Origin of the sequence: Subtercola boreus (assembly GCF_003399625.1) — a bacterium.
Lineage (GTDB): Bacteria > Actinomycetota > Actinomycetes > Actinomycetales > Microbacteriaceae > Subtercola > Subtercola boreus_C.
This window is the reverse complement of the sequence record NZ_NBXA01000026.1, coordinates 539,481-562,163: the sequence shown is the minus strand read 5'-3', so window position 1 is coordinate 562,163 and position 22,683 is coordinate 539,481. Positions and strand designations below refer to the sequence as shown.

Genomic DNA, 22,683 nt, shown 5'->3' with positions numbered 1-22,683 from the left:
CTGAGGAGTCAGCATGTTTGAGAGATTTACCGACCGTGCCCGTCGCGTCGTCGTTTTGGCCCAAGAAGAGGCCAAGATGCTCAACCACAACTACATCGGCACCGAGCACATCCTGCTCGGGCTGATCCACGAGGGTGAAGGCGTCGCTGCGAAGGCGCTCGAGTCGCTCGGCATCTCGCTCGACGCTGTGCGCGAGCAGGTGCAGGACATCATCGGCCAGGGCCAGCAGCAGCCCACCGGCCACATCCCCTTCACGCCGCGCGCGAAGAAGGTGCTCGAACTGTCGCTCCGCGAGGCCCTGCAGCTCGGCCACAACTACATCGGCACCGAGCACATCCTGCTCGGGCTCATCCGCGAGGGTGAGGGCGTCGCCGCGCAGGTGCTCGTGAAGCTCGGCGCCGACCTGAACCGGGTACGCCAGCAGGTCATCCAGCTGCTCTCGGGGTACCAGGGCAAGGAGGCCGTCGCCGTCGGTGGCAACGACCAGGCTCCCGACAAGGGGTCTCAGATCCTCGACCAGTTCGGCCGCAACCTCACGCAGGCAGCGCGCGACAACAAGCTCGACCCGGTCATCGGGCGCGAGAAGGAGATCGAGCGGGTCATGCAGATCCTGTCCCGCCGCTCGAAGAACAACCCTGTTCTCATCGGTGAGCCCGGCGTGGGCAAGACCGCGGTCGTCGAGGGCCTCGCCCAGGCGATCGTGCGCGGCGATGTTCCGGAGACCCTGAAGGACAAGCAGCTCTACACGCTCGACCTCGGATCCCTCATCGCCGGTTCACGGTACCGCGGTGACTTCGAGGAGCGCCTGAAGAAGGTCACGAAGGAGATCCGCACCCGCGGCGACATCATCACCTTCATCGACGAGATCCACACGCTCGTCGGTGCCGGTGCTGCCGAAGGCGCGATCGATGCGGCGAGCATCCTGAAGCCGCTGCTCGCCCGCGGTGAGCTGCAGACGATCGGTGCGACCACGCTCGACGAGTACCGCAAGCACTTCGAGAAGGATGCGGCGCTCGAGCGCCGGTTCCAGCCCATCCAGGTGGCGGAGCCGAACCTGCCCCACACGATCAACATCCTGAAGGGGCTCCGCGACAAGTACGAGGCGTTCCACAAGGTGTCGATCACCGACGGCGCCATCGTGGCTGCGGCGAACCTCGCCGACCGCTACGTCGCCGACCGCTTCCTGCCCGACAAGGCCATCGACCTGATCGACGAGGCCGGCGCGCGCCTCCGCCTCTCGATCCTCTCGGCCCCGCCGGAGCTCCGTGAGTTCGACGAGCGCATCGCGACCGTCCGTGGTCGCAAGGAGGCTGCGATCGAGGAGCAGGACTTCGAGAAGGCCGCGTCGCTCCGCGACGAGGAGAAGAACCTCCTCGGCGAGCGTCTGCGTCTCGAGAAGAAGTGGAAGTCGGGTGACGTCAAGGCGTCGGGCATCGTCGACGAGGGGCTGATCGCCGAGGTGCTGGCCCAGGCCACGGGCATCCCGGTCTTCAAGCTCACGGAGGAGGAGTCCTCCCGGCTCATGTTCATGGAGAAGGCGCTGCACGAGCGCGTCATCGGGCAGGAGGAGGCCATCGCGGCTCTCTCCCGCACGATCCGCCGCACGCGGTCGGGCCTGAAGGACCCGAAGCGCCCCTCGGGCTCGTTCATCTTCGCCGGCCCCACGGGTGTCGGTAAGACGGAGCTCGCCAAGGCGCTCGCGGAGTTCCTGTTCGACGACGAGAACGCCCTGATCTCGCTCGACATGAGTGAGTACGGCGAGAAGCACACCGTCTCCCGCCTGTTCGGTGCCCCTCCCGGGTTCGTCGGATTCGAAGAGGGCGGCCAGCTCACCGAGAAGGTTCGCCGCAAGCCCTTCTCCGTGGTGCTGTTCGACGAGATCGAGAAGGCGCACCCCGACATCTTCAACTCGCTCCTCCAGATCCTGGAAGAGGGCCGGTTGACCGATGGCCAGGGCCGAGTGGTCGACTTCAAGAACACCGTGATCATCATGACCACGAACCTCGGCACGAAGGACATCACCGGTTCGCCGATCGGTTTCCAATCGACCACGAACGTCTCGACGTCGTACGACCGCATGAAGGGCAAGGTCAACGAGGAGCTGAAGAAGCACTTCAAGCCCGAGTTCCTGAACCGCGTCGACGACACGATCGTGTTCCCGCAGCTGTCGAAAGACGAGCTGCTGCAGATCGTCGACCTGTTCATCGGGCGTCTCCGCGACCGTCTGCTCGATCGCGACCTCACGATCGAACTGGCGCTGCCGGCGAAGGAGCGCCTCATCGAGGTCGGGTTCGACCCGTCGCTCGGTGCCCGGCCGCTCCGCCGTGCGATGCAGAACGAGATCGAGGACCGGCTCTCGGAGCGGATCCTGCAGGGTGAGCTGAACGCCGGCGACCACATCTCCGTGGACTTCGTCGACGGTGAGTTCACCTTCGCGACCCGCTCGCCCGAGCCGCTCGCGGAGATCACCGCGGCCGACGCGATCTCGATCGACAAGGTCTAGCGCTCCAGCCCTCGCGGCTGCCCCAGGGCCCGTCCACCTCCGGTGGGCGGGCCCTTCTGCGTCCCCACGCTCGCCCTCCGCCGCGGGACCCTCTCGCTCACCGCCGGTATCGGTGAGTGCGGGCCGATCAGCTGAGGGCGGCCGGCCTGCGGGCCGCTTTCGGCAGACGCGCCCGCGCTCACCGCAAAACCACTCAGCGTCTGGCGGCGGGCGGGCGCGTTTTTGGGTTCGGGGGCGGGTGCGGGAAGATGGAGGATGCCCGACACGACGCCCGCCCCCGCCAGCACCGCCCCCGCCGCAGGTCTGGGCGCGAGCGCGGAGCGCGGCAGTGGCAGCGGCGGGAGCGTCACGGTGCGACGTGCGCGCACGAGCGACATCCCGTGGATCCAGAAGCTCACCGAGCCGTTGGTGCAGGAGCGCGTGCTGCTCGGCAAGGATTCGGTGGTGCTCTACGAGGCGGTGCAGGAGTTCCGTATCGCCGTCGACGAGAACGGCACTCCCGTCGGCTGCGGCGCGCTGCACGTGTTCTGGGAAGACCTCGGCGAGGTACGCACCCTCGCCGTCGACCGCGAGCACCTCGGCCGGGGGATCGGCCACGCCCTGCTCGAGCGCATCGAGACGGATGCCCGTGAGCTCGGCCTCAGCCGCCTGTTCTGCCTCACGTTCGAAGTCTCGTTCTTCGAGCGGCACGACTTCGTCGCCTCGCCGCTCTCGCTGGTCGCGCCGGAGGTCTACGCCGAGCTCGTGCGCTCGCCCGACGAGGGTGTCGCAGAGTTCCTCGACCTGGCCCGCGTCAAGCCGAACACGCTCGGCAACACGCGCATGCTGAAGCACCTCTGACCGTGGCCGGCGTGGCTGGCCGGGCGGCCGACCCCGGGCATCCTGATCCGTACCAGGTGTGCGTCTGCTACCTGCTGCGGCAGGCTCCGGATGGCCGGGCCGAGGTTCTGCTCGGCCGGAAGCTCACCGGGCTGGGCATCGGCAGACTCGTCGGGCCGGGCGGGAAGATCGAGCCGGGGGAGAGTGCCATCGAGGCGATCGCTCGCGAGGTCGAAGAGGAGACGGGCATCCGTGTCGCCGCCGCAGACCTGCGGGAGGTCGGATTCCTCGACTACGAGTTCCCGCACCGGCGCTCGTGGAGCCAGCAGTCGTCCGTGTTCACGGCGACGCGCTGGGAGGGCGAGCCGGTGGCCTCGGATGAGCTTGCACCGGAGTGGTTCGCCGTCGACGCGATCCCGTTCGAGCTGATGTGGGACGACGCGAAGTACTGGCTGCCCGCGGTTCTCGCCGGCGGCGGGGTGCGGGCCTGGTTCTCGTTCGCGGCCGACAATGCAACGGTCGCCGCGAGCGACCTGCCGCTCGCCTGACGCCCCGCACTCACGCGCTCCCGCCCGCTCCCGCCCGCTCCCGCCCGCTCCCGCTCCGCTCCCGCTCCGCTCCGCTCCACCCGCTCGCACGATCGCCCCGTCCGTCCGTCCACAGCCGTGCCGGGCCGGCCCCAGACCGACGACAGCGGGCCCGGCACCCGCGCCTCCCCGAAGGAAGGGTGCAGGTGCCGGGCCCGCAGGGCGCCGCGCGAGGGCGTGACTCAGGCGTTGACCGCCGCGGTCTCCTTCGCGTAGTCCTCTTCGAGCGAATCGACAGGCTGAACCGCCGCCCGCTTGATGTTCTTCGCCACGATCACGAGCAGCGCCGTCACGACGGTTCCGATCAGGATTGCCAACAGGTACAGCAGCGGCTCACCGACGAGAGGTGTGACCCAGATTCCGCCGTGCGGGGCGCGGAGCGTGGATCCGAAGGCGGCGACGAGTCCGCCCGTGACACCCGATCCGATCATCAGCGACGGGATGACGCGCAGCGGGTCGACCGCGGCGAACGGGATGGCGCCCTCGGTGATGAACGACGCACCCAGGATCCAGGCGGCCTTGCCGTTCTCGCGCTCGGCGAGAGTGAACAGCTTCTTGCGGATGACCGTGGCCAGCGCGAGTCCGAGCGGCGGGGTCATGCCCGCAGCCATCACGATCGCCATCACCTTGAACTGCACCGAGTTCGGGTCGCCGTCGAGAGCGACGGAGGCGAGGCCGGTGGTGGCGAAGGCGTAGGCGACCTTGTTGACGGGGCCACCCATGTCGAAGGCCATCATCAGGCCGAGCAGGATGCCCAGCAGCACCAGGTTCCCGCCCGACAGGCTGTTCAGCCAGTCGCTGAGGCCGGTGCTGACCGCCTTGAGCGGGGCGCCGAGGATGACGAACATGATCAGGCCGGTCGCGAAGGTGGCGAGCAGCGGGATGATGATGACCGGCATCAGCGAACGGAATGCGGCCGGCAGCTTGATCCGGCTGATCCCGAGGGCGATGAAGCCGGCGACGAAGCCCGAGACGAGCCCGCCGAGGAAGCCGGCGCCGACGGTCAGCGCGATGGCACCGCCCACGATTCCGGGGGCGATGCCCGGTCGGTCGGCGATCGCGAAGGCGATGAAGCCCGAGAGCACCGGCACGAGGAAGGCGAAGGTCGCGGCCCCGACGAGGAACATCAGGCCGGCCCAGTCGTGCGAAGAGAAGGCGTTGAAGTTGCCGATGATGTCGGCGGGCTTGACCGCCACGATCTCGTAGCCGCCGATGATGAAGCTCAGCGCGATCAGCAGGCCGCCGGCCGCGACGAACGGGATCATGTACGACACACCGGTCATCAGGTACTGCCGGATGCGCGTGCCGATGCCAGCGCCCTTGGGCACCTTGGTGGCGAGCTCCGGGCCGCCGGCAGAGGCGGAGCCGGTGGCAGCAGCACCGGCAGCAGCAGTGCCCGCGGGCGTTGCCGGCGTCGCCGCGAACAGGTCGACGGCCTGCTGGATGACCGTGGGAGCATCCGCGAGTGCCTTGCTGACCCCGACCGTGACGGTGGGCTTGCCGGCGAACCGGGCCTTGTCCTTCACCTCGAGGTCGGCGGCGAAGATCACGACGTCGGCCGCGGCGATGGTTGCGGCGGAGAGCGGGCTGGAACCCGCTGCGCCCTGGGTTTCGACATCGATCTGGTAGCCCGACTTCTTCGCGGACTGCTCGAGGGCCTCAGCGGCCATGTAGGTGTGGGCGATGCCCGCGATGCAGGATGTGACGGCGACGATTCTCACGGGAGAACCACCTCTCTGGTGACGATCTCGGCGACGGCGGCAGGGGAGCCGGCGTCACGGAGGGACTGGCGGAAGTCTTCGTGCACGAGCTTGCGGGCAAGCTGGGCGAGGATGACCAGGTGGTTCTGGTCGGCACCATCCGGTGCGGCGATGAGGAAGATGAGGTGCGCGGGTCCGTCTTCGGCTCCGAAGTCGACACCGGCGGGGCTGACGCCCACGGCGACGCTCGCCACGTTCACGTGGGTGGAGCGGGCGTGGGGGATCCCGATGCCGCCGGGAAGCCCGGTCGCCATCTGGGCCTCGCGGGCGCGAACGTCGGCAAGGAATCCGTCGAGGTCGGTGACGCGGCCCGCTTCCGCGAGCTTCGTGGCGAGCATCCGCGTCGCCTCGTCTTTGGTCGGGGCGGCCAGGTCGACGATGACCAGTCCTGCCTCTGTCAGGGGCGTGCTTGAAGCCATAGCGTCAGTTCTCCTAAGGGGGTGGTGAGGGGTGGGGTTTCGATGAGCCGAACGGTCTCCGGATGGATGTCGGCGGGGGAGGGTGCCTGGCTGCCGGGCAGCTGCACGGCGGCAGCACCCCAGGCCACGGCAGCCGAGAGGCGCGCGGGAAACGTGCCGTCGGTCACGCTGAGGTACCCGGCCAGAGCGCTGTCACCGGCGCCGACCGTGCTGACTGGTGTGACGGGTTCGGAACCCGCCCACCAGAAGTCGTTCTCGCTCACCAGCAGCGCGCCATCGGCGTCGAGGCTCACGAGCATCGCCGAGCCCTGCAGGGTGAGGAAGTGCCGCGCTGCGTCGACCACATCGCCGACGGTCGCGAGCACCCGGCCGGAGAGCTCTTCGAGCTCCTCCAGGTTCGGCTTCATGAGAGTCGCCGTGCCGCTCGCCGCGGTCACTTCCAGGGCCTCGCCCGAGGTGTCGACCGCAAACGGCACACCGAAGCTGGCGGCGAGTTCGGCGAGGTCGCTGTAGAAGTGGTTCGGGATGCCCGGGGGCAGGCTGCCCGATCCGACGAGCCATTCGGGGCCGAGCTTCAGCTGCTCGGTGATGAGGGCCGTCAGGCGGGCCAGCTCGGTGGCGCTCACCTGCGGTCCCGGCTCGTTGAGCTTGGTGGTGCCGAGGCCGTCGACCACGGTGATGTTGGTGCGGATCGCCTGGGCGATGATCGTCGACACGCTCGTGATGGAGTGGGCGGCGAGCATCCGTTCGAGCTCGTAGCCGTTCACCGCATCGGCGGGCAGAATGGCCGTGGTCGCGACGCCGTTCAGGGCGAGTGCCCGGGAGACGTTCACGCCTTTGCCCGCAGGATCCCGCCGAACCGATGTGGCCCGGTTGACTTCGCCGACGACCAGCGTGTCGACCGTCAGGGTGACGTCGATGCTCGGGTTGGCGGTGACGGTGAGGATCATGCGCGCACCACATCGGTGCCGGCGGTGACGATCTCGTCGTACAGCTCGCCGTCGAGCCCCCGGTCGGTGATGATGACGTCGACAGCGGAGAGCGGGGCGACGAGTCCGAAGTCCTGCCGGCCGAACTTGCTGTGGTCGGCGAGCACCACGACGCGACGGGCGGCGGCGACCAGGGTGGACTTCACGATGGCCTCGTCGAGATCGGGTGTGGTGAGGCCGCGCTCGACCGTGAGGCCGTTGATGCCGATGAACGCGACATCCACCGACACCGTGGCGATCGCCTGCTGGATCCAGGGTCCGACGGCTGCGAGCGTGCGCCCGCGGATGTGGCCGCCCAAAAAGTGCAGGTCGATGTTCGGCTTGGTCGAGAGCAGCAGGGCGACGGGCAGCGAGTGCGTCACGACGGTGAGCTCGCGGTCGGTGGGCAGCAGCTCGGCGAGGCGCACGGTGGTGGTGCCGGCGTCGATGATGATGGATCCGCCGTCGGGCACCTCCTGGAGGGCTGCGCGGGCGATGTTGCTCTTCTCGACCGAGAGCAGGCTCTCCCTGTCGGAGATGCCGGGTTCGATGCCCAGGCGGTCGACGGGGATCGCTCCGCCGTGGGCGCGCTGCACGAGTCCGCGGCGTTCGAGCGTGGTCAGGTCGCGGCGGATGGTCTCCGGTGTGACAGCGAGGTTCTCGCTCAGCTCGCGAACGTCGACGCGACCAGCTCGACGCGCCTCATCGAGGATGGCTTGGTGGCGTTCGGTGGCGTACACGGTGGACTCCGTTGTCGAGGGTTCGATCTGAAACAAACATCGCAGATATTTGCTTTGTTTGTTTTACCCCCGATTGTGTCCGGTTGTCAAGTGTGTGCGCGCAGAAACCTCACGAGGTCGTTCGTTGCCCGTCGGGAGACGGCCATGATTCCGGGGTAGGTGACCCAGCCGTGGGTCGCCTCAGGATAGATCTGCACCTCGGTCAGCACCCCCGCATCAACCAGTCGCTCGGCGTAACGAATTCCCTGATCACGCAGCACATCATGGGAGGCGAGCTGCACCAGGGCAGGCGGAAGCCTGCTCAGGTCTTCGGCTCGCAGAGGGGCTGCGCGGGCATCCGATCGCACGGTGTCCTCCGCTTCGTCGCCCAGATAGAGGTCGAAGAATCGTCGCATGTCCGTTTGGTGCAGAACGGGCTTCTCGGCGTTCTGCCGCATCGATCGGTCGTCGAGCGTGGTGTCGGTGACGGGGTAGATGAGGCCCTGCGCGGCGATCTGTGGGCCGCCGCGATCGCGGGAGAGTTGTGTCAGCACAGCGGCGAGGTTGCCGCCCGCGCTGTCGCCGAACACCGCAAGGCGATCCGGGTCGCCGCCGAGCGCGTCGGCGTTCGCGGCCGCCCACTCGAGTGCGCTGTACGCGTCATCGACGGCGGCGGGGAACGGATGCTCCGGGGCGAGTCGGTAGTCGACCGCGATCACGATGGCGCCGAGCTCCGCGGCGACCCGGCTCGGGAGCCAGTCGCACATGTCGAGGGCGCCGAACAGGGTCCAGCCGCCGCCGTGGAGGTAGAGCGCGACGGGGAGGGGGCCGGTGCCGGGGGGAGTGCCGGGCTTCGGCCGGTAGATGCGCACGGGCAGGGCTCCGGCCGGGGTCGGGAGGAAACGATCATCCACCCGCACCCCCCGGTGCCGCGCGCCGAACAGAAGCCGGCGGGCGAGCGCCGGCACGTGCTGCATGGTCTGGTTGTGGGCGATGTCGGTCGGGCTCATGGTGGCGATGTGCATCGAGGGGAAGCGGTCCATGACCCAGCCCCAGGCGCGCACGCGGCGCGGGATCGCGGTCATCGGGTGCCGCTGGCGGCGTGGCTGCCGCTGCCGGCCCCGGCCGCACCGTGTCCGCGGGCGTCCGTCAGCCGCGGCGACCGCGGAACCCCGGACGATGCCACTCCGGCGCTGAAGACCGACAGGGCCACATCGCTCCGACCGAGCGACAGGCGCTTTCGGAGGAGCCCGTGCGCCAGGGGGGAATCGATGAGCTCCGAGTGCGGCGAGACGACCAGCCCGAGCCGGTGCGCGTGCAGCCACAGACGCTGGAGCACGCGTCCCGCTTCGAGGGCGTCGGGTTCCGAGACGCCGATGCGGCTGTCCATCGCGGCCGTCACGCGCGGACAGTCGTCGAGCGCGGCCAGTCGGGCGTTCGCGACGAGCACCAGGTGGGTGGCGGACTCCGACGCGCTCTCGCCGAGCGACAGGGAGAGCGGGCGGAGGGTGCGTGCCCGTTCGAGCGACTCGGCAGTGCGTCCCACGATTCCAGCGGCGCCGAGAAGAGGGTCCCGGATGCGTCGCCACCGTGTCGCCGGGGTCGCGAGCCGGGCCAGTGGGCTCGGGATGCCGAGCATCACGTCGGTCATGCCGTCTTCGGTGTACCGCGGGTGCGCGGGGTCGAGGCGGAGCCAGTGCAGCAGCTCCTTCGCCACGCTCGGGCGCGATGCGGTGAACGCGATCCCGAGCCGGCTGAGGTACGACATCGCCCTGTCGTCGAGCCTCCGGAGGCTGAGCCACGGTGGAAGGTCCACGTCGCTGAGGTTGTCCCAGGTCGCCGGATGACCGACCAGGCGTCCGCGGAACACCGCTCTGTCGCGAACCTCGGCGGAGGTGAAGGGGCGCTGGGTGGTGGGTGGGGCGCCCGGTTCGGGCACCGCCAGCGGCACGGGCACCCTCAGCGGGGCGGCCGTTTCGAGGCTGACGCGCAGCACCGGGCGTGCGGGGTCGGCGGGCCCGGAGAGCGGCAGTTCCTCGAGTCGTTCCAGGGGTGCGAGGGTCTGCACGCGCGTGTCGAACCCCGCCTCGGCGGCGCCGATGGCGAAACTCTCGACCCAGGCCCCGAGCGACAGGACGACGTCACGAAAGCTCGGATCGCCGGCCGGCAGGGTGCGGCTCGGCACCACGCTCACCTCGACGGCGCCGCCGCCGCCGGTGCCGGACGAGCCGCCGCCGGTGCCGGACGAGCCGCCGCCGGTGCCGCTACCCCCGCCATCCGGGTCGCCCCCGGCACAACGGTCGCCGCCACCCGCTCCGCCCACGATGTGCGGCGACCACGGCTGGGTGTTGTGCGGCGACGGCGCCCGCCCCGCCAGCGCGATGAGGCTCTTGAGCAGGCGAATCGAGTTCGGGTCGGTCACGGGTGGTCTCCCTCTGGGTCGTTCGTGCGGGCTGCGGCACCCCGGGCATCCGGCGGCAGCACGGGGCGCCGGTAGAACGTGTAGCCGTGCAGCGGGCGACCGCCGAACCGGGTGAACTGTGCCGCCGACGCGGGATTGTCGCGCCCCACATAGGTGCTGCGGAGCGCGCCGTACCCGCCGGCCACCAGGTTGGCCTGCAGCTGGCGGCTCAGCAGGCTCAGGATGCCCTGCCCCTGTCTGCCCGGATCCGTGCCCTGGATGACGAGGATCGCATCCCGCCGGTAGTCTCCCCGGGTCGCGAGCAGCTGCAGCTGCCGGATGAGCGTCAGTCGCCCGCCCACCCGTTGCACGAATGCGGTGATGTCGGGAACGACCAGCACGAATGCCACAGCCCGGCCCGACGCCTTGTCGCGGGCCAACAGCAGCAGGTTCTCGTCGAGGAGGAACGCGAGACCGTCGGTTGCCGCAACCATCTCGGCGGCGGAGATCTCGGTGTAGTACGGGAGCTGGGCGAACGAGGCATTCAGGAGCGTCAGCAGCTCCGGGATCAGCCGTTTCATCTCCCGCTTCGATCCATGCTCGAGGCGGAGGCCCGCCGCAGTCCATTCCTCGGTCTCGGGTGCGGTCGCTGGTGCCCGGCCCATCTCGACGATCCAGGTGTCGGCCTCGCCCCAGCGTTCGAACCCCTCCGCCTCGTAGACGATCGGGGTGAGGGCGTCGTTCCAGGCGGAATCGACGAAGCCGCGCTCCTCGAATCCCGAGGTGATGACGCCACCGGCCTGGTTCGGCAGCAGTGACACCGGGCCTAACAGCGCGGCGGCGCCCTCATCCGTGGCCCGCCGCTCGAGTTCGTCGAAGAGGGCTGCGGCCGCCTCGCCGTCGCGAAAATCGGTGGCGCCGAACAGCTGCAACCGCTCGCCGAGTCTCGCATCGAGCCGGCGGTCGGTGTGCGCTGTCGTGCGGCCGACCGCGGTTCCTCTGCTGTCGCGGGCGAGCAGCAGCGCGATGGGCTCCGGATGCGGGCTCCGCCCGGTGAACCACGATCGGATGCTCGCCTCGAGCAGTGGCACGGCCAGGTTCCGCGGCTGGAGCCGGAGCGGCAGGGCGATGAACTCGGCGAGCGCGGCGCGGGTGGTGACCTGCTCGACGGTGACGCTCATCGGGCGCCCCCGTCGGCGCGGGGTGCGGGTGGCGGCGGGGTGGGCGGGGGCGCCGTTCCGTCCCCGGGGGCCTCGCCGGCGGCGAGGTGCAGGCGAATGTACCCACCCGTGCCGTTCCTGGTGTCACGGGTGATCCACTGCATGAGCGTGCGATGGGCCGGAAGTCTGGCGAATGAAAGCAGATCGTCGCGCGTGGCGAAGAACGCGAGGGTTCCGAGGGTGAAGGGCGGTTCCCAGTACACGGTGTGCCAGATGTAGCCGCGGAGCGGCTGCATCCGCGCCACCATCGGATACCAGGTGCGGGACAACTGAACGAGTGCCCGCGGCCCGCGATACTTGGTCGCCCCGATGAACATGGCACGGGCATCCGTCACCGCGCGCGCCGTCTCCGCGGGCGCCTTCCCCATCGATATACCGAAAACTGTCTGTTTGGCGCGAGGATACCGACCATTTTCGGTGTGTCGATTGATCGCGGACGTGGCCGGGGCGGCTGCGGTGGGGTGGGCGACGGGCGGTCCCGGGGTTCCGTGTCCGGCCTCGACCGAGGTGGGGGTGAAGGTCGGGATGTGCGCCATCACATTGCCTTCGGCGCGCCACACTCCGTTGCTGTAACCGTTCGGGTCGGCGACCAACAGTCGGGTGTGGCCAGACGCGCGTTGTAGCTGGCCTCTGTAGAGTTCCGCGCTCTCCTGAGACGAAAAGAGGGCAATCACCCCCCGGATGCTCTGTCGGCGAAAACCACGGTGCCAGACATACCCCTCTGCCCGGCGCAGTTCCCCGAGGGACCGACGAGACACGGCGGCGGCGTGCAGGCCGAACTCCCCGATCACGATCGCCTCGGCACGACCCTGTCTCGGTGTCTGCGAGAAGTCGGTGGTCCTCATCGGTGTCCGGTGCGCTCCGCACCCACCCCACCGCGGTCCGCGGCATCCACCAGGTAGACGTTCTTGATCTTCGACGACCCGTGCTCGAACACGCCCGTGCCGTGGTCGTGCACCTCGATGCGCACGTCGGCGGCGGTCGGATCCTCCTCGAGCGACTGGGCGATGTCGCGCGAGACGCTGGCGAGGTGCCGCAGCACGCCCGACGCTGACGCCTCGCGGAGCCTCTGCCGGTCATCCGGAGCAAGCGTTGCGCCGGAGCGCAGCTGCAGGTGGATGACGGGCCGCTGCTCGAGCCCCCCGATGTCGAGCAGGCTGAGCTTGAACGACTCGATGGTGGAGGCGAACGGATTGTCGAGGTACAGCCCGTTCTCCACGTCGATCGGATAGATGTTGGCTCCCATGTACGAGATCGTGGAGTCCTTTCGCCCGAAGAGCAGCACGAACGGCAACTTCATGCGCTGCGACGCGAATGCCCGCTCGAAAGCGAGCGCGAGCCGTGGGAAGTGCCCGACCAACGCCTGCATCTCGGGGAACGTCACGATCGCCGCCTCGTCGCCGATGTTGTAGCGCACCTTCGGGCTCATGATCGCGGTCGAGTTGAGCGTCACCAGCAGTTCGCCGTCGGCGGTCGTCTCGAGGTATGTCTCAAGCGGGTTGTACTGGAACACCATCGGCGTGCGGTCCTCATCCGGCCCGAGTACGAGCGCCCGCAGGTCGCTGTTGGCCACGAGGCTCCGCCGCAGCCAGACCGAGAGGTCGCTCTCACCGGCCATCCCGATGGTCAGATCGGATGCCCCGTAGCCCGAGTACACCCGCACGAAGCGTTTCTCGATGTAGTCCCTGAGACCCTCGGTCAGAGCTTCGCCGCCCACGAAACCGTTGAGCTCATAGGCGTCCCAGTCGAACCCCTCGGCGTCGAGCCGGTCGCGCAGGTGCTTCAGAAAAGGAGGATAGGCGCTGATCAGGTAGGTGTACCCCGGGCCGAAGTGCGCCAGCGTGTCGACGATCTTGTCGATGTCCGGCCCGGTGTTCTTCACCATCGCGATCTTCGACATCGCCTGGCCGGTGTTCGTGCCGGTCGCCCAGGCCCCCATCGAGAACGCGTTGATGCAGAAGAGCCTGCGACTGCCGAACAGGAGGGTGATGTAGCCGGCAACGTTCTTGTGCACGGTGTCGAGTTCGTCTTTGGAGCGCATCCAGTTGTAGGGCTTGCCGCTGGATCCGCTCGACTCGTCGACGACTGTTCCGACGGTGACGATCTCACCGTTCCAGCAGCGCTCCTCCTCCGAGTATCGGTCGACGTACTCCTTCTTCGACGTCGGCTGGTACGACGACAGGTTCCACCAGTCGAAGACGAAGTCGTGCTCGTCGAGGTACCGGCGATAGGCGGGCACGTCGAGGTAGGCCTGCTGGCAGATCGCCCAGGCGTTCCAGCGGGCGAACCGCTCGAACGACGGGTGGTAGTGCCGGGCGGTGAAACGCCAGAGCACGGGGTGCAGCCGGTAGACGCCGTAGAACGCTGTGACGATCGCCGTCGAAAGGCGCAGCACCGCTTGGCGAAGCAGCCGCCCCGGCCGCGAGTAGTGCGGGTGGGGCGACCGGGAACTCGGCCTGGACAAGCGATCTCCTCCCGGGAATGCCGCGACGATCATCCCCGGGAACAGTCTAGATGCTCAGACGAGCTCAAGCTGAGAATTCGTCAGACTAAGCCGCGAGTGCGGAACGGCGCCCCGATCATCCTCCGCACTACTCTGGAGACGACGGACGCAGCACTGCCTGCCGGTCGAAGGAGATCACGATGGTGTTGAACGGTGTCGGAGTCGGTCGGTCGGTCGCTGTGGGCCCGACTCTGCGGATGCCCGAACCTCTCGCCGAACCGGTCGACGAGGTCTCCACCGAGCCGCAGCCTGAGGCCTTCGCGCGAGTGCAGGCCGCCCTGGCTGCCGTCTCGGCCGACCTCGAAGCGCGAGGCGAGAAGGCCGGTGGCCAGGCGCAGGACGTTCTGAACGCCCAGTCCCTGATGGCCGCTGACCCGACCATCGTCGAGGACATCGAGACCCGCCTCGGCGACGGAAGGACCGCCGAGCGCGCGGTGTTCGAGGCCTATGCCGGATTCCGCGATCTGCTCGTGCAGATGGGCGGCTACATGGCCGAGCGCGCAACCGACCTCGACGATGTCTCCCGCCGCGTGATCGCGAACCTCCGCGGGGTGGCGGCTCCGGGCATCCCCGAGTCCGACGCGCCGTTCATCCTCGTCGCCCACGACCTCGCCCCCGCCGACACGGCGCTGCTCGACCTCGACAAGGTGATGGGGCTGATCACGCGCGAGGGTGGGCCCACCTCGCACACCGCGATCCTGGCTCGGTCGAAGTCGATTCCCGCCATCGTGGGGGTCGAGGGCGCCGAGAACATCGCCGACGGCACCTTTGTGGTGCTGGATGCCGCGGCCGGCACCGTCGACACATCGCCTTCTGACAGCGATGTTGAGGATGCCCGCCAGCGCATCGCCGAACGCGCGAGCCTCGCCGCGGCTCCCCTGACGCCCGGCGCGCTCGCCGACGGCACGGCCATCCCGCTGCTCGCGAACCTCGGCTCGGCCGACGGCGCTGCAGAAGCACTGGCCGCCGGCGCGGAGGGCGTCGGGCTGTTCCGCACGGAATTCCTCTTCCTCGACGCGAGCGTCGCGCCGACGGTCGACGAACAGTTCGTCGAGTACGAGCGGATGCTGCGCGCCTTCGCAGGCAAGAAGGTCGTCGTCCGCGTGCTCGACGCGGGCGCCGACAAGCCGCTCAGCTTCCTGAACGACGCCCCCGAGGAGAACCCGGCGCTCGGGCTCCGGGGGATCCGTGCTCTGCGGGCGAGCGAGCAGATCCTGATCGACCAGCTCACCGCGCTCGCGCGGGCGGAGGAGGCCGTCAACGGCGCCGGGGTGCTCGGTGCCGGGCGGCACGGCGGGGGTGGCGCGAGCGAACGCGTCGACCTCTGGGTGATGGCGCCGATGGTCGCCGACGCCGACGACTCCGAATACTTCACCACCGTCGCCCGGGAGCTCGGCATCCAGGTTGCGGGCGTGATGGCCGAGGTTCCCTCGTCCGCGCTCGTCGCCGACCAGATCTTCGAGACGGCCGACTTCGTCAGCATCGGAACGAACGACCTCACCCAGTACACCCTCGCCGCCGACCGCCTGCTCGGTTCGGTTGCCAACCTGCAGGATCCGTGGCATCCAGCCGTGCTCCGCCTCGTCGGGATGCTCGGGCGAGCCGGCCTCGACGCCGGAAAGCCGGTCGGCGTGTGCGGCGAGGCCGCCGCGGACCCCCTGCTCGCCGTCGTGCTCGTCGGGCTCGGCGTCACCTCCCTCTCGATGACGCCGGCAGCCATCGCCGACGTGCGGGCCGAACTCGCCCGGCACACCAGGGCGGAGGCCGAGGCGCTCGCACGCGCAGCGCTGAAGGCGACCTCTGCTTCGCGGGCGCGCATCGCGGTGACGAGGCTCGCCGCCGCGAACGCCGTCGGCTAGGGCTCTTTCGCGGGCACGCCAGCGATGTCGCGGGGCCTGTCAGACGCGGCAGGTACCCTGAGGCCATGACAACCCCGCGGCCCCGTCGACACTCGCCGAAGGTGTACCGGAGGCGCCGGGCCGTTCTGCTGCTGGGGCTTCTCGTCGTGGTCGTCGTGGTCGTGCTGCTGGTCATCCTGAAGCCGGGTTCCGGTTCGAGTGCGGCGCCGGTGGGCAACCAGCAGTCCGCGGTTCCGAACGGTTCCGCGGCAGCACCGGGCACCGCGGGGGCTCCGGATGTCGCGTCCTCAGCGTCGCCTGCCGACCCGTCATCGACCGGCGCTGCAACGGGCGCCGCCACCGACGGTACGGCCGCCTGCGCCGCCGGAAACATCACGGTCACCGCGATCACCGACGCGAGCAACTACGCCGCAGGCGTAGTGCCCCAGCTCTCGTTCAGCATCGTCAACACCGGATCCACGGCCTGCACCATCGACGCCGGCACGTCGAAGCAGGTCTACACGATCACCAGCGGCACCGAGACGTACTGGGTGTCGACCGACTGCCAGAGTGCCCCCTCCGACACCCCCGCCATGCTCGAGCCCGGCGTCGTCGTGACCTCCACGCCGTTCGCGTGGAACAGGGTGCGCTCGTCGCCGTCGACCTGCGCGGGTACCCAGGCTGCGGTTCCGGCCGGCGGCGCGTCTTACCACCTCACCGTCGCGGTGGACGGCATCGCCTCGGCGGCGACGGCGCAGTTCATCCTCTACTGAAGACAGCCCCTGGGGCGTGTCTTTTGACTGTTGGGGTGTCCGAGCCCTCGTGGAACGGTGTCCTGCCTGCGTTCCGGTTTTGGCCCTGCGTCCACTCCATGCCGGGTTCCTCATCTTGAGCACCCCGGACGGCCCGGCGCGAGATTACGCCAGTCGGGGTGTTCAGGGCGGAGGGCGCGCGCTACTGTCAGTTGCCCGGGTTACTATTTCGCAACGCGTTGCTAACATCACGAGAAGGGGAAGGTGGCACCATGACGACAGCGGTCGACATCGCGAGCTACATCGAATCCCGATTCAAGTGGGGTTTCGACAACACGAAGACCCAGAAGCTTGTGTACCTGTCCAACGCCTGGAGCCTAGCGTGGACCGGTAAGCCACTGACGGCTAACCCATTTGAGGCTTGGGTCAATGGGCCCGTTGAGCGCGAACTCTGGAAGCTGCAGCGGTACTCTTTCGTTCCCAAGTACGAGGGTCAACTCTCTGCAGAGGATAGGGAGTTGATCGACTCCGTTCTCGCGGCATATTCGGGCATGAGCGCCCTTGAGTTGGTTGAAATCTCCCATGAGTCTCCTTGGCTCGCCGCTCGTGGTGATACCCCTCCGAAAGTTCCGTCATCAGCAGTGGTTGACGCGAAGCTCGTGAGAGAACATTATTCACGCTTGGCCATGGCTGGCGAAGGGCCCAAGCGGTTGGGCTCGGCGCGAATTGCGGACGCTCGAAGTGTCGCTGAAACAGCGCGCACAGTCAGCGCTCGCTGGAAGGAAGCACTCGACCTGCTCGCTAGCCGGTGACGCAGTTCCTCACCGTCGACGAAGTCATTGACATCCACGACGAGCTGTCCGGCGCGCCACTGATTGATCGTTCGAAGCTTGAGGGTGGAGTAATGCGGGCTCAAGCCACCTACGAGGGGGCATACCTCCACCCGTCTATCCACATTCAAGCCAGTGTTCTCTGCCACTCCATCTGCCAGGCGCACGAATTCCTCGACGGCAACAAGCGGACAGCTTGGGTCTCTATGGTGACGTTCCTGTCGATCAACGGCATCGAGATCGCGGACTTGTCATCAGAATCGGTGGCCCAGTACATGGAAGAAGTTGCCGAACACATCCATACCGAGTTCGAGACGGCCGAGGTCCTGTTCGCCCTTTCGCTGTGATGGTCATGGCGGAAGGCGTCAAGTGCGTTGTCGGCCAATGCGCGGGCGACCGATCGAGCGCCTGATCGCGGATCACGACGGATCATTTACTGAGCCTAGCCAGCCGGGACTCTTCGCAGTCTTTGTCTGCGTCCTCTCATGATGATGATGTGCTCGAGTCGCGACAGTCCTCGAAATCTTCTGCGCCGAGAAAGTAGCAGAAGGGCGCGCGCTTGGAAGGTCTCTGTCTCAGCAGATCGGGAAACCAGATGGGCTTTGCAAATGTCCAGCAGGCGATCTCGATGTGCGCCGAACCACAGTGACGCGAGGGTCGCGAGACCAGGCCGCCGCCTGCTGTGGCCGGTTCGGTGCACATTCTCATAGTTGATGAAAACCGCGACATCCTGCAAGGCCGAATTCCTGTGTGTGGCCTCCCGAACGAAAAAAGCCCCACCAATCCGCAAGGACGGTGGGGAGCAATTTCTAAAGTTTGCATCGACGCCGACGCGATTGCAAGTCTTCCCCAGAAAGGCAAAGAGCTCCGGGCGGTCGGTGGGTTGTGCGCGCTGCGCAGGAGCTTCTGAGCTGGTGCCGGACGGTTCACTCTGCTACTCACCTGACAGCGGTTCTTCGCACAAATCTCTCGGAGGAAATACTGCCACGGCGGCAGGAGGCGTTCATCTCGCCGGGTTAGCATCGCAGCATGCCCACACTGCGCCCGCCGAGATCGCGCCCCGGCCGCGAACGCGGGGATTCGGGTGCCGGCATGCCAGGCGCGCTCGACGTCACGACGGCCCAGGGTGTCGCCCGCGGCATCCGGGAGCATGGGGTCGAGACGTGGCGAGGGTTGCCGTATGCCCGGCCGCCGGTGGGGGAGCTGAGATTCCGGGCACCGCGCGCGCCTGAGCCCTGGTTCGGGGTGCGCGATGCGCGCGGTTTCGGGGCGGTCGCCCCGCAGTCCCGCGAGGGCAACTTCATCGGTGCTGCGAAGAATGCGGCGATGGGCGAGGACTGCCTGACCCTTAATGTCGTGCGGCCGGTCGGGCGGGGACCCCTGCTGCCGGTGATGGTGTTCATCCACGGCGGTGCGTACAGCGTGGGATCGTCGGCGGAGGTGCCCCACAACGGCGACACTCTCGTGCGGCAGGGAAACGTGGTCTACGTGAGCTTCAACTACCGTCTCGGCGCGTTGGGTTTCCTCGACTTCACGGAGTACTCCACGCCGGAGCGCACGATCGAGAACAACCTCGGGTTGAAGGACTGCGTCGCTCTGCTCGAATGGGTGGCGGCGAACATCCGTGCGTTCGGTGGCGACCCCGACCGAGTCACGCTGTTCGGGGAGTCGGCCGGCGCCAACGCGGTGACGACGCTGATGACGGTGCCCCGGGCATCCGGACTCTTCGCGCGCGCCATCGCGCAGAGCTCACCCACGAACGCGGTGTACCCGCCGTCGCAGACACGGCTGTGGGCCTCGGAGTTCGTAGAGCTGCTGAGCGCGCGGGTCGCGAACGACAGTGTCGAGAACACCAGTGCAGAGGATGCCGGCGAGTTGCTGGTGACGGCCGACTGGCGGGACCTCGTTCGGGCGACGGATGCCCTCACGACGACGGCGCCCGACCTGCACCCGGGCACGATCGCGCTGTGCCCGGTGATCGATGGCGACTTTCTGCCCGAGCGCCCGCTCGATGCATTCAAGGCCGGGCGCGCGCATCCGGTGCCGCTGATCATCGGCACCAACGACCGCGAGGGATCACTGTTCAGCGGCCGGCTCGACATTCTGGCGACGACGCCCAAACGCATCCGAGCGATCTTCGCCAACACGAAGAAGAAGGCGCGGAAGGCGATCAAGGCGGAGTATCCGGGCCTGCCGGTGCGGCGGGCTGCCGCAGACTTCGGCGGGGATTTCGCGTTCTGGTATCCGACGGTGAAGGTGGCGGAGCGGCACGCGAGGTACGCTCCGGTGTACTTCTACCGGTTCGACGTTGCGCCTCGGCTGGTGCGGCTTGCGGGATTCGATGCGACCCACGGGCTCGAACTGTTTGCGCTGTTCGATCGGATGGGCGGGGTGTTCGGGCGCACGATGACGCTGCTCGGCGGGCGTCGGTCGTTCCTGGCCGCGGGGGCGCGCATGCGTGCGTACTGGGTGCGCTTCGCATACACGGGATCGGTTTCGGGCTCAGGGTTCGGCGCGATGACGAACGTGGTCGAGTGGCCACGTTACGACGAGGAGTCGCGTCGGACTCTCGTCATCGATGCCGTGGATCGGGTCGAACTCGACCCGCGCGCATCGCGGCGGGTGGCGTGGCAGGCCTTCGTGCCGCACGTGTGACGCGCCCTGCGGTGCGGGCCAGTGATCTCGATCGTGCCTGCGCGGAGACGAGGGGTTCGCGGGCGCATCACAGGTGCGTTCCGGCGATTGTTCGGGCTGCCCCCGCTCTGCCCTACGCCGTCTCGAAGGCGGAGACGAAGGCCTGGCGGATGCCCGTCTGGCCGGGGCCGAGGATCTTCGTGAAACCGAGGCGACGCGCCTCCGTGGCGCGCAGGTCGCTGGATGTCACGGGGCGCACTTCACCGGCGAGGCTGATCTCGCCGAAGGCCACGAAGTTGTGCGGGAGTGCCCTGTCGTTGTTCGCCGACGCAATGGCGAGGGCGATCGCGAGGTCGGCCGACGGCTCGGTGAGCTTCACCCCACCGACGGTCGACACGTACACGTCTTTGTCGGAGAGCTTCACCTTCAGCCGCCGCTCGAGCACCGCGAGCAGCATCGAGACGCGCGAGGCGTCGACCCCGTTCGTCACCCGCCTCGGGTTCGGCGCTGTCGTGGCGACCACGAGCGCCTGCACCTCGACGGGCAGGGCACGGCGCCCCTCGAGCGCCACGGTGACGCAGGTGCCACTCACAGCCTCGGCGCCCCGGCTGAGGAACAGCCCGCTCGGATCCGGAACCTCGCGGATGCCCTCCCCGGTCATCTCGAAGCAGCCGACCTCGTCGGTCGGCCCGAACCGGTTCTTCAGGGTGCGCACGAAACGCAGCGACGTCTGGCGGTCTCCCTCGAACTGGCAGACGACGTCGACGAGGTGTTCGAGCACGCGGGGCCCGGCAATGGAGCCGTCTTTCGTGACGTGCCCCACGAGCAGCACCGGCAGCGACCGCTCCTTCGCCACACGGATGAGCGCCGACGCCACGGCCCGCACCTGCGTCGGCCCGCCGGCCGCACCCTCGATCTGTGAGCTGCTCACCGTCTGCACGGAGTCGACGATCACGAGATGCGGCATCACGGCGTCGATCTGCCCGAGGATCGTGGCGAGATCGGTCTCGGCGGCGAGCATGAGGGTGGGGGAGAGGGATCGGGTTCGCTCGGCCCGCATCTTGATCTGCCCGACCGACTCCTCGGCGCTGACATAGAGCACCCGCAGGTGTTCCTGCGCAGCCCGTGCCGCGACCTCGAGGAGGAGTGTCGACTTGCCGACACCCGGTTCGCCCGACAGCAGGATGGCGACACCCGGTACCAGGCCGCCGCCGAGCACCCGGTCGAACTCGGTGATGCCCGTTGCCCAGTGCATCGCAGCGTCGGTCTCGATCTCGGTGATCGGCCGGGCGATCGACGCCTCGTCGATGTTGGCGGGGCGCACCTGGCCCTGGAGGCCGGTGGACTCTGCTGCGGAGACGACCGTGCCCCACGCCTGGCACTCGCCGCAGCGGCCGGCCCAGCGCAGGGTCGTCCACCCGCACTCGGTGCACTTGAAGTTGCTGAGGGGCTTGGTGGGCATACCTCCACCCTAGGCTCGGCCACCGACACCCGTGGGAGCCGCGGCGAAAGCTGTGGAGAAACACGGATGCTCGCCCCTGTGGAGGAGACGAGCATCCGAGACGCTGAGTCAGCCGCCGGATGGCTGAGGAACCCTATCGGCGCAAGTTGCCTCTTCGACCAGCCGATGCGGCACATGATATAGTGACGAAAAGTCAGGAGCTGATCGTGATCTGGTGTCTGTTCATTTGTCTCGGCGCCGTCATCGCCGTTCTGGCGCTGCTGCTCATTATGCGAAGTCGCGCGACCGGGAATCCGGATTCCTTTGAGCACGCGGGGCGCGACCCTGATGGACCCATTCGAATCGAAGCGCAGATCGCCGTCGCGCGAATTGCGAGAGGCAGCGGCGGTCAGCTCTGACTACGCCTCGGGGTCGACCGGGTCGGCGAGCTTCTTGCCCTGGGCGACCAGGGTGGCGGAGCGTTCGGCGAGGCGACGGCGCACCTCGGCCTGGGCATCCTCGATGACGCGCGCATCCAGCGGCGGGTTCACATTGTTCGATGCACCGTGGTATTTCTCGATGTAGGCGTCGAGCTCGGGGCCCGACTCCCAGGAGGTGATCAGGCAGTAGCGCGGCTCGGGGCCGACCTGCCAGACGGCGTGCCAGAATCGCTGGGTGTCGACGATGACCTGCGCGCCGGCGGGAAGCGGGATGCGCACTTCGGTGTCGGGATCGAAGCGGTCCTCGCGGAGGATCAGCACCGACGACGGGTCATCCGACAGGTTGAAGAAGCCACGGACGATCCATCCGGTTCCCTCGGGGTTCAGGCGGTTGTTGTCGTCCTGGTGCAGGTTGTAGATGGCGTTCGTGTAGTCGTTCGGCTGCAATTCGATGACGCGGCAGCGGCCGATGTTCGCTCCGGGCTCCTCGGCACGGGCCTTCAGGATGGGCGCGACATCCACGTTCGCCTGCACCCAGACGCCGTCTTTGTCGGTGCGGGGCGGCGTGTGGTTCCAGAATCCGTTGCACTCCATCTCGCCGAACGCGCTTGCGAGGGGGGCGAAACGGGTGACGCCCGACGATTTCCAGTCCACGAATTCGAGGTCGAGCCACTCTTTCGGGTCGCCGGCCTGGTCGTAGGAGTCGAGGATGACGTAACCCTTTTCCGCAAAAGCGGGTGAGGTGATGAAGCTCATGTGGGTGAATGTGCCTTTCTTCTGAAGACCGAGCACGTTTCTACGAGTCCTGGTAAGGCGAGCCTAACACTCGGCCCCCGAGGGGCGACGGGA

The 22,683-nt window shown here is 68.1% G+C and carries 20 protein-coding genes; 9 read left to right on the top strand and 11 right to left on the bottom strand.

Annotated elements, in window-relative coordinates; all coding sequences use genetic code 11:
- Positions 1 to 13: 13 nt before the first annotated feature.
- The 3 genes from B7R21_RS16115 to B7R21_RS16105 all read left to right on the top strand — a co-directional run bounded on the left by B7R21_RS16115 (position 14) and on the right by B7R21_RS16105 (position 3,870).
- The gene (locus B7R21_RS16115; protein WP_116284222.1) at positions 14 to 2,503 is read left to right on the top strand and encodes an ATP-dependent Clp protease ATP-binding subunit; all 2,490 of its coding nucleotides are present in this window, start codon (positions 14 to 16) and stop codon (positions 2,501 to 2,503) included.
- A gap of 255 nt (positions 2,504 to 2,758) precedes the next feature.
- Positions 2,759 to 3,343, top strand: coding sequence for an amino-acid N-acetyltransferase (locus tag B7R21_RS16110; RefSeq protein WP_116284221.1), 585 nt, complete (start codon positions 2,759 to 2,761; stop codon positions 3,341 to 3,343).
- 2 nt (positions 3,344 to 3,345) lie between these two features.
- The gene (locus B7R21_RS16105) at positions 3,346 to 3,870 is read left to right on the top strand and encodes an 8-oxo-dGTP diphosphatase (protein WP_253259856.1); all 525 of its coding nucleotides are present in this window, start codon (positions 3,346 to 3,348) and stop codon (positions 3,868 to 3,870) included.
- A 221-nt stretch (positions 3,871 to 4,091) separates the two neighbouring features.
- Here B7R21_RS16105 and B7R21_RS16100 read toward each other — a convergent pair whose 3' ends face one another.
- From B7R21_RS16100 to B7R21_RS16060, 9 genes are all read right to left on the bottom strand, one after another.
- The gene (locus tag B7R21_RS16100) at positions 4,092 to 5,630 is read right to left on the bottom strand and encodes a PTS fructose transporter subunit IIC (protein ID WP_116284220.1); all 1,539 of its coding nucleotides are present in this window, start codon (positions 5,628 to 5,630) and stop codon (positions 4,092 to 4,094) included.
- Entirely contained in the window at positions 5,627 to 6,088 is a 462-nt protein-coding gene (locus B7R21_RS16095) for a PTS sugar transporter subunit IIA (protein WP_116284219.1), read from the bottom strand. Before B7R21_RS16095 ends, B7R21_RS16100 begins: the two co-directional genes overlap by 4 nt.
- Positions 6,067 to 7,038 (bottom strand): 1-phosphofructokinase family hexose kinase, encoded by a 972-nt coding sequence (locus B7R21_RS16090; RefSeq protein WP_116284218.1) that lies wholly within the window; start codon positions 7,036 to 7,038, stop codon positions 6,067 to 6,069. The genes B7R21_RS16095 and B7R21_RS16090 overlap by 22 nt, the downstream gene beginning before the upstream one ends.
- Complete coding sequence (locus tag B7R21_RS16085; RefSeq protein WP_116284217.1) at positions 7,035 to 7,796, bottom strand: DeoR/GlpR family DNA-binding transcription regulator; 762 nt, start codon at positions 7,794 to 7,796, stop codon at positions 7,035 to 7,037. The genes B7R21_RS16090 and B7R21_RS16085 overlap by 4 nt, the downstream gene beginning before the upstream one ends.
- Positions 7,797 to 7,882: 86 nt before the next feature.
- Positions 7,883 to 8,860: an alpha/beta hydrolase gene (locus B7R21_RS16080; protein WP_116284216.1), complete on the bottom strand. Its 978-nt coding sequence runs from the start codon at positions 8,858 to 8,860 to the stop codon at positions 7,883 to 7,885.
- Complete coding sequence (locus B7R21_RS16075) at positions 8,857 to 10,197, bottom strand: hypothetical protein (RefSeq protein WP_172592217.1); 1,341 nt, start codon at positions 10,195 to 10,197, stop codon at positions 8,857 to 8,859. The genes B7R21_RS16080 and B7R21_RS16075 overlap by 4 nt, the downstream gene beginning before the upstream one ends.
- Complete coding sequence (locus B7R21_RS16070) at positions 10,194 to 11,357, bottom strand: hypothetical protein (RefSeq protein ID WP_116284214.1); 1,164 nt, start codon at positions 11,355 to 11,357, stop codon at positions 10,194 to 10,196. The genes B7R21_RS16075 and B7R21_RS16070 overlap by 4 nt, the downstream gene beginning before the upstream one ends.
- The gene (locus B7R21_RS16065) at positions 11,354 to 12,241 is read right to left on the bottom strand and encodes a hypothetical protein (protein ID WP_116284213.1); all 888 of its coding nucleotides are present in this window, start codon (positions 12,239 to 12,241) and stop codon (positions 11,354 to 11,356) included. Before B7R21_RS16065 ends, B7R21_RS16070 begins: the two co-directional genes overlap by 4 nt.
- Positions 12,238 to 13,860 (bottom strand): phenylacetate--CoA ligase family protein, encoded by a 1,623-nt coding sequence (locus B7R21_RS16060; RefSeq protein WP_253259855.1) that lies wholly within the window; start codon positions 13,858 to 13,860, stop codon positions 12,238 to 12,240. The genes B7R21_RS16065 and B7R21_RS16060 overlap by 4 nt, the downstream gene beginning before the upstream one ends.
- A gap of 179 nt (positions 13,861 to 14,039) precedes the next feature.
- On the opposite strand from B7R21_RS16060, the gene B7R21_RS16055 reads away from it, so the two are divergent.
- The 5 genes from B7R21_RS16055 (at position 14,040) to B7R21_RS16035 (ending at position 19,974) form a co-directional block, all read left to right on the top strand.
- Entirely contained in the window at positions 14,040 to 15,758 is a 1,719-nt protein-coding gene (locus B7R21_RS16055; protein ID WP_116284212.1) for a phosphoenolpyruvate--protein phosphotransferase, read from the top strand.
- A gap of 65 nt (positions 15,759 to 15,823) precedes the next feature.
- Positions 15,824 to 16,510, top strand: coding sequence for a hypothetical protein (locus B7R21_RS16050; RefSeq protein WP_116284211.1), 687 nt, complete (start codon positions 15,824 to 15,826; stop codon positions 16,508 to 16,510).
- A 251-nt stretch (positions 16,511 to 16,761) separates the two neighbouring features.
- The gene (locus B7R21_RS16045) at positions 16,762 to 17,301 is read left to right on the top strand and encodes a Panacea domain-containing protein (RefSeq protein ID WP_116284210.1); all 540 of its coding nucleotides are present in this window, start codon (positions 16,762 to 16,764) and stop codon (positions 17,299 to 17,301) included.
- Positions 17,298 to 17,666 carry a type II toxin-antitoxin system death-on-curing family toxin gene (locus B7R21_RS16040; protein ID WP_116284209.1) on the top strand — a complete coding sequence of 123 codons (369 nt, stop codon included), beginning with the start codon at positions 17,298 to 17,300 and terminating at the stop codon, positions 17,664 to 17,666. The genes B7R21_RS16045 and B7R21_RS16040 overlap by 4 nt, the downstream gene beginning before the upstream one ends.
- Before the next feature lie 682 nt (positions 17,667 to 18,348).
- Entirely contained in the window at positions 18,349 to 19,974 is a 1,626-nt protein-coding gene (locus B7R21_RS16035) for a carboxylesterase/lipase family protein (RefSeq protein WP_216364265.1), read from the top strand.
- A 112-nt stretch (positions 19,975 to 20,086) separates the two neighbouring features.
- On the opposite strand, the gene radA is transcribed toward B7R21_RS16035, so the two are convergent.
- The gene (gene radA / locus B7R21_RS16030; protein ID WP_116284208.1) at positions 20,087 to 21,415 is read right to left on the bottom strand and encodes a DNA repair protein RadA; all 1,329 of its coding nucleotides are present in this window, start codon (positions 21,413 to 21,415) and stop codon (positions 20,087 to 20,089) included.
- A gap of 119 nt (positions 21,416 to 21,534) precedes the next feature.
- On the opposite strand from radA, the gene B7R21_RS16025 reads away from it, so the two are divergent.
- Positions 21,535 to 21,813, top strand: a complete 279-nt coding sequence (locus B7R21_RS16025; protein WP_147305923.1) for a hypothetical protein — start codon at positions 21,535 to 21,537, stop codon at positions 21,811 to 21,813.
- On the opposite strand, the gene B7R21_RS16020 is transcribed toward B7R21_RS16025, so the two are convergent.
- Entirely contained in the window at positions 21,814 to 22,590 is a 777-nt protein-coding gene (locus tag B7R21_RS16020; protein ID WP_116284306.1) for a hypothetical protein, read from the bottom strand. It abuts the gene before it with no gap.
- Between the last annotated feature and the right edge of the window lie 93 nt (positions 22,591 to 22,683).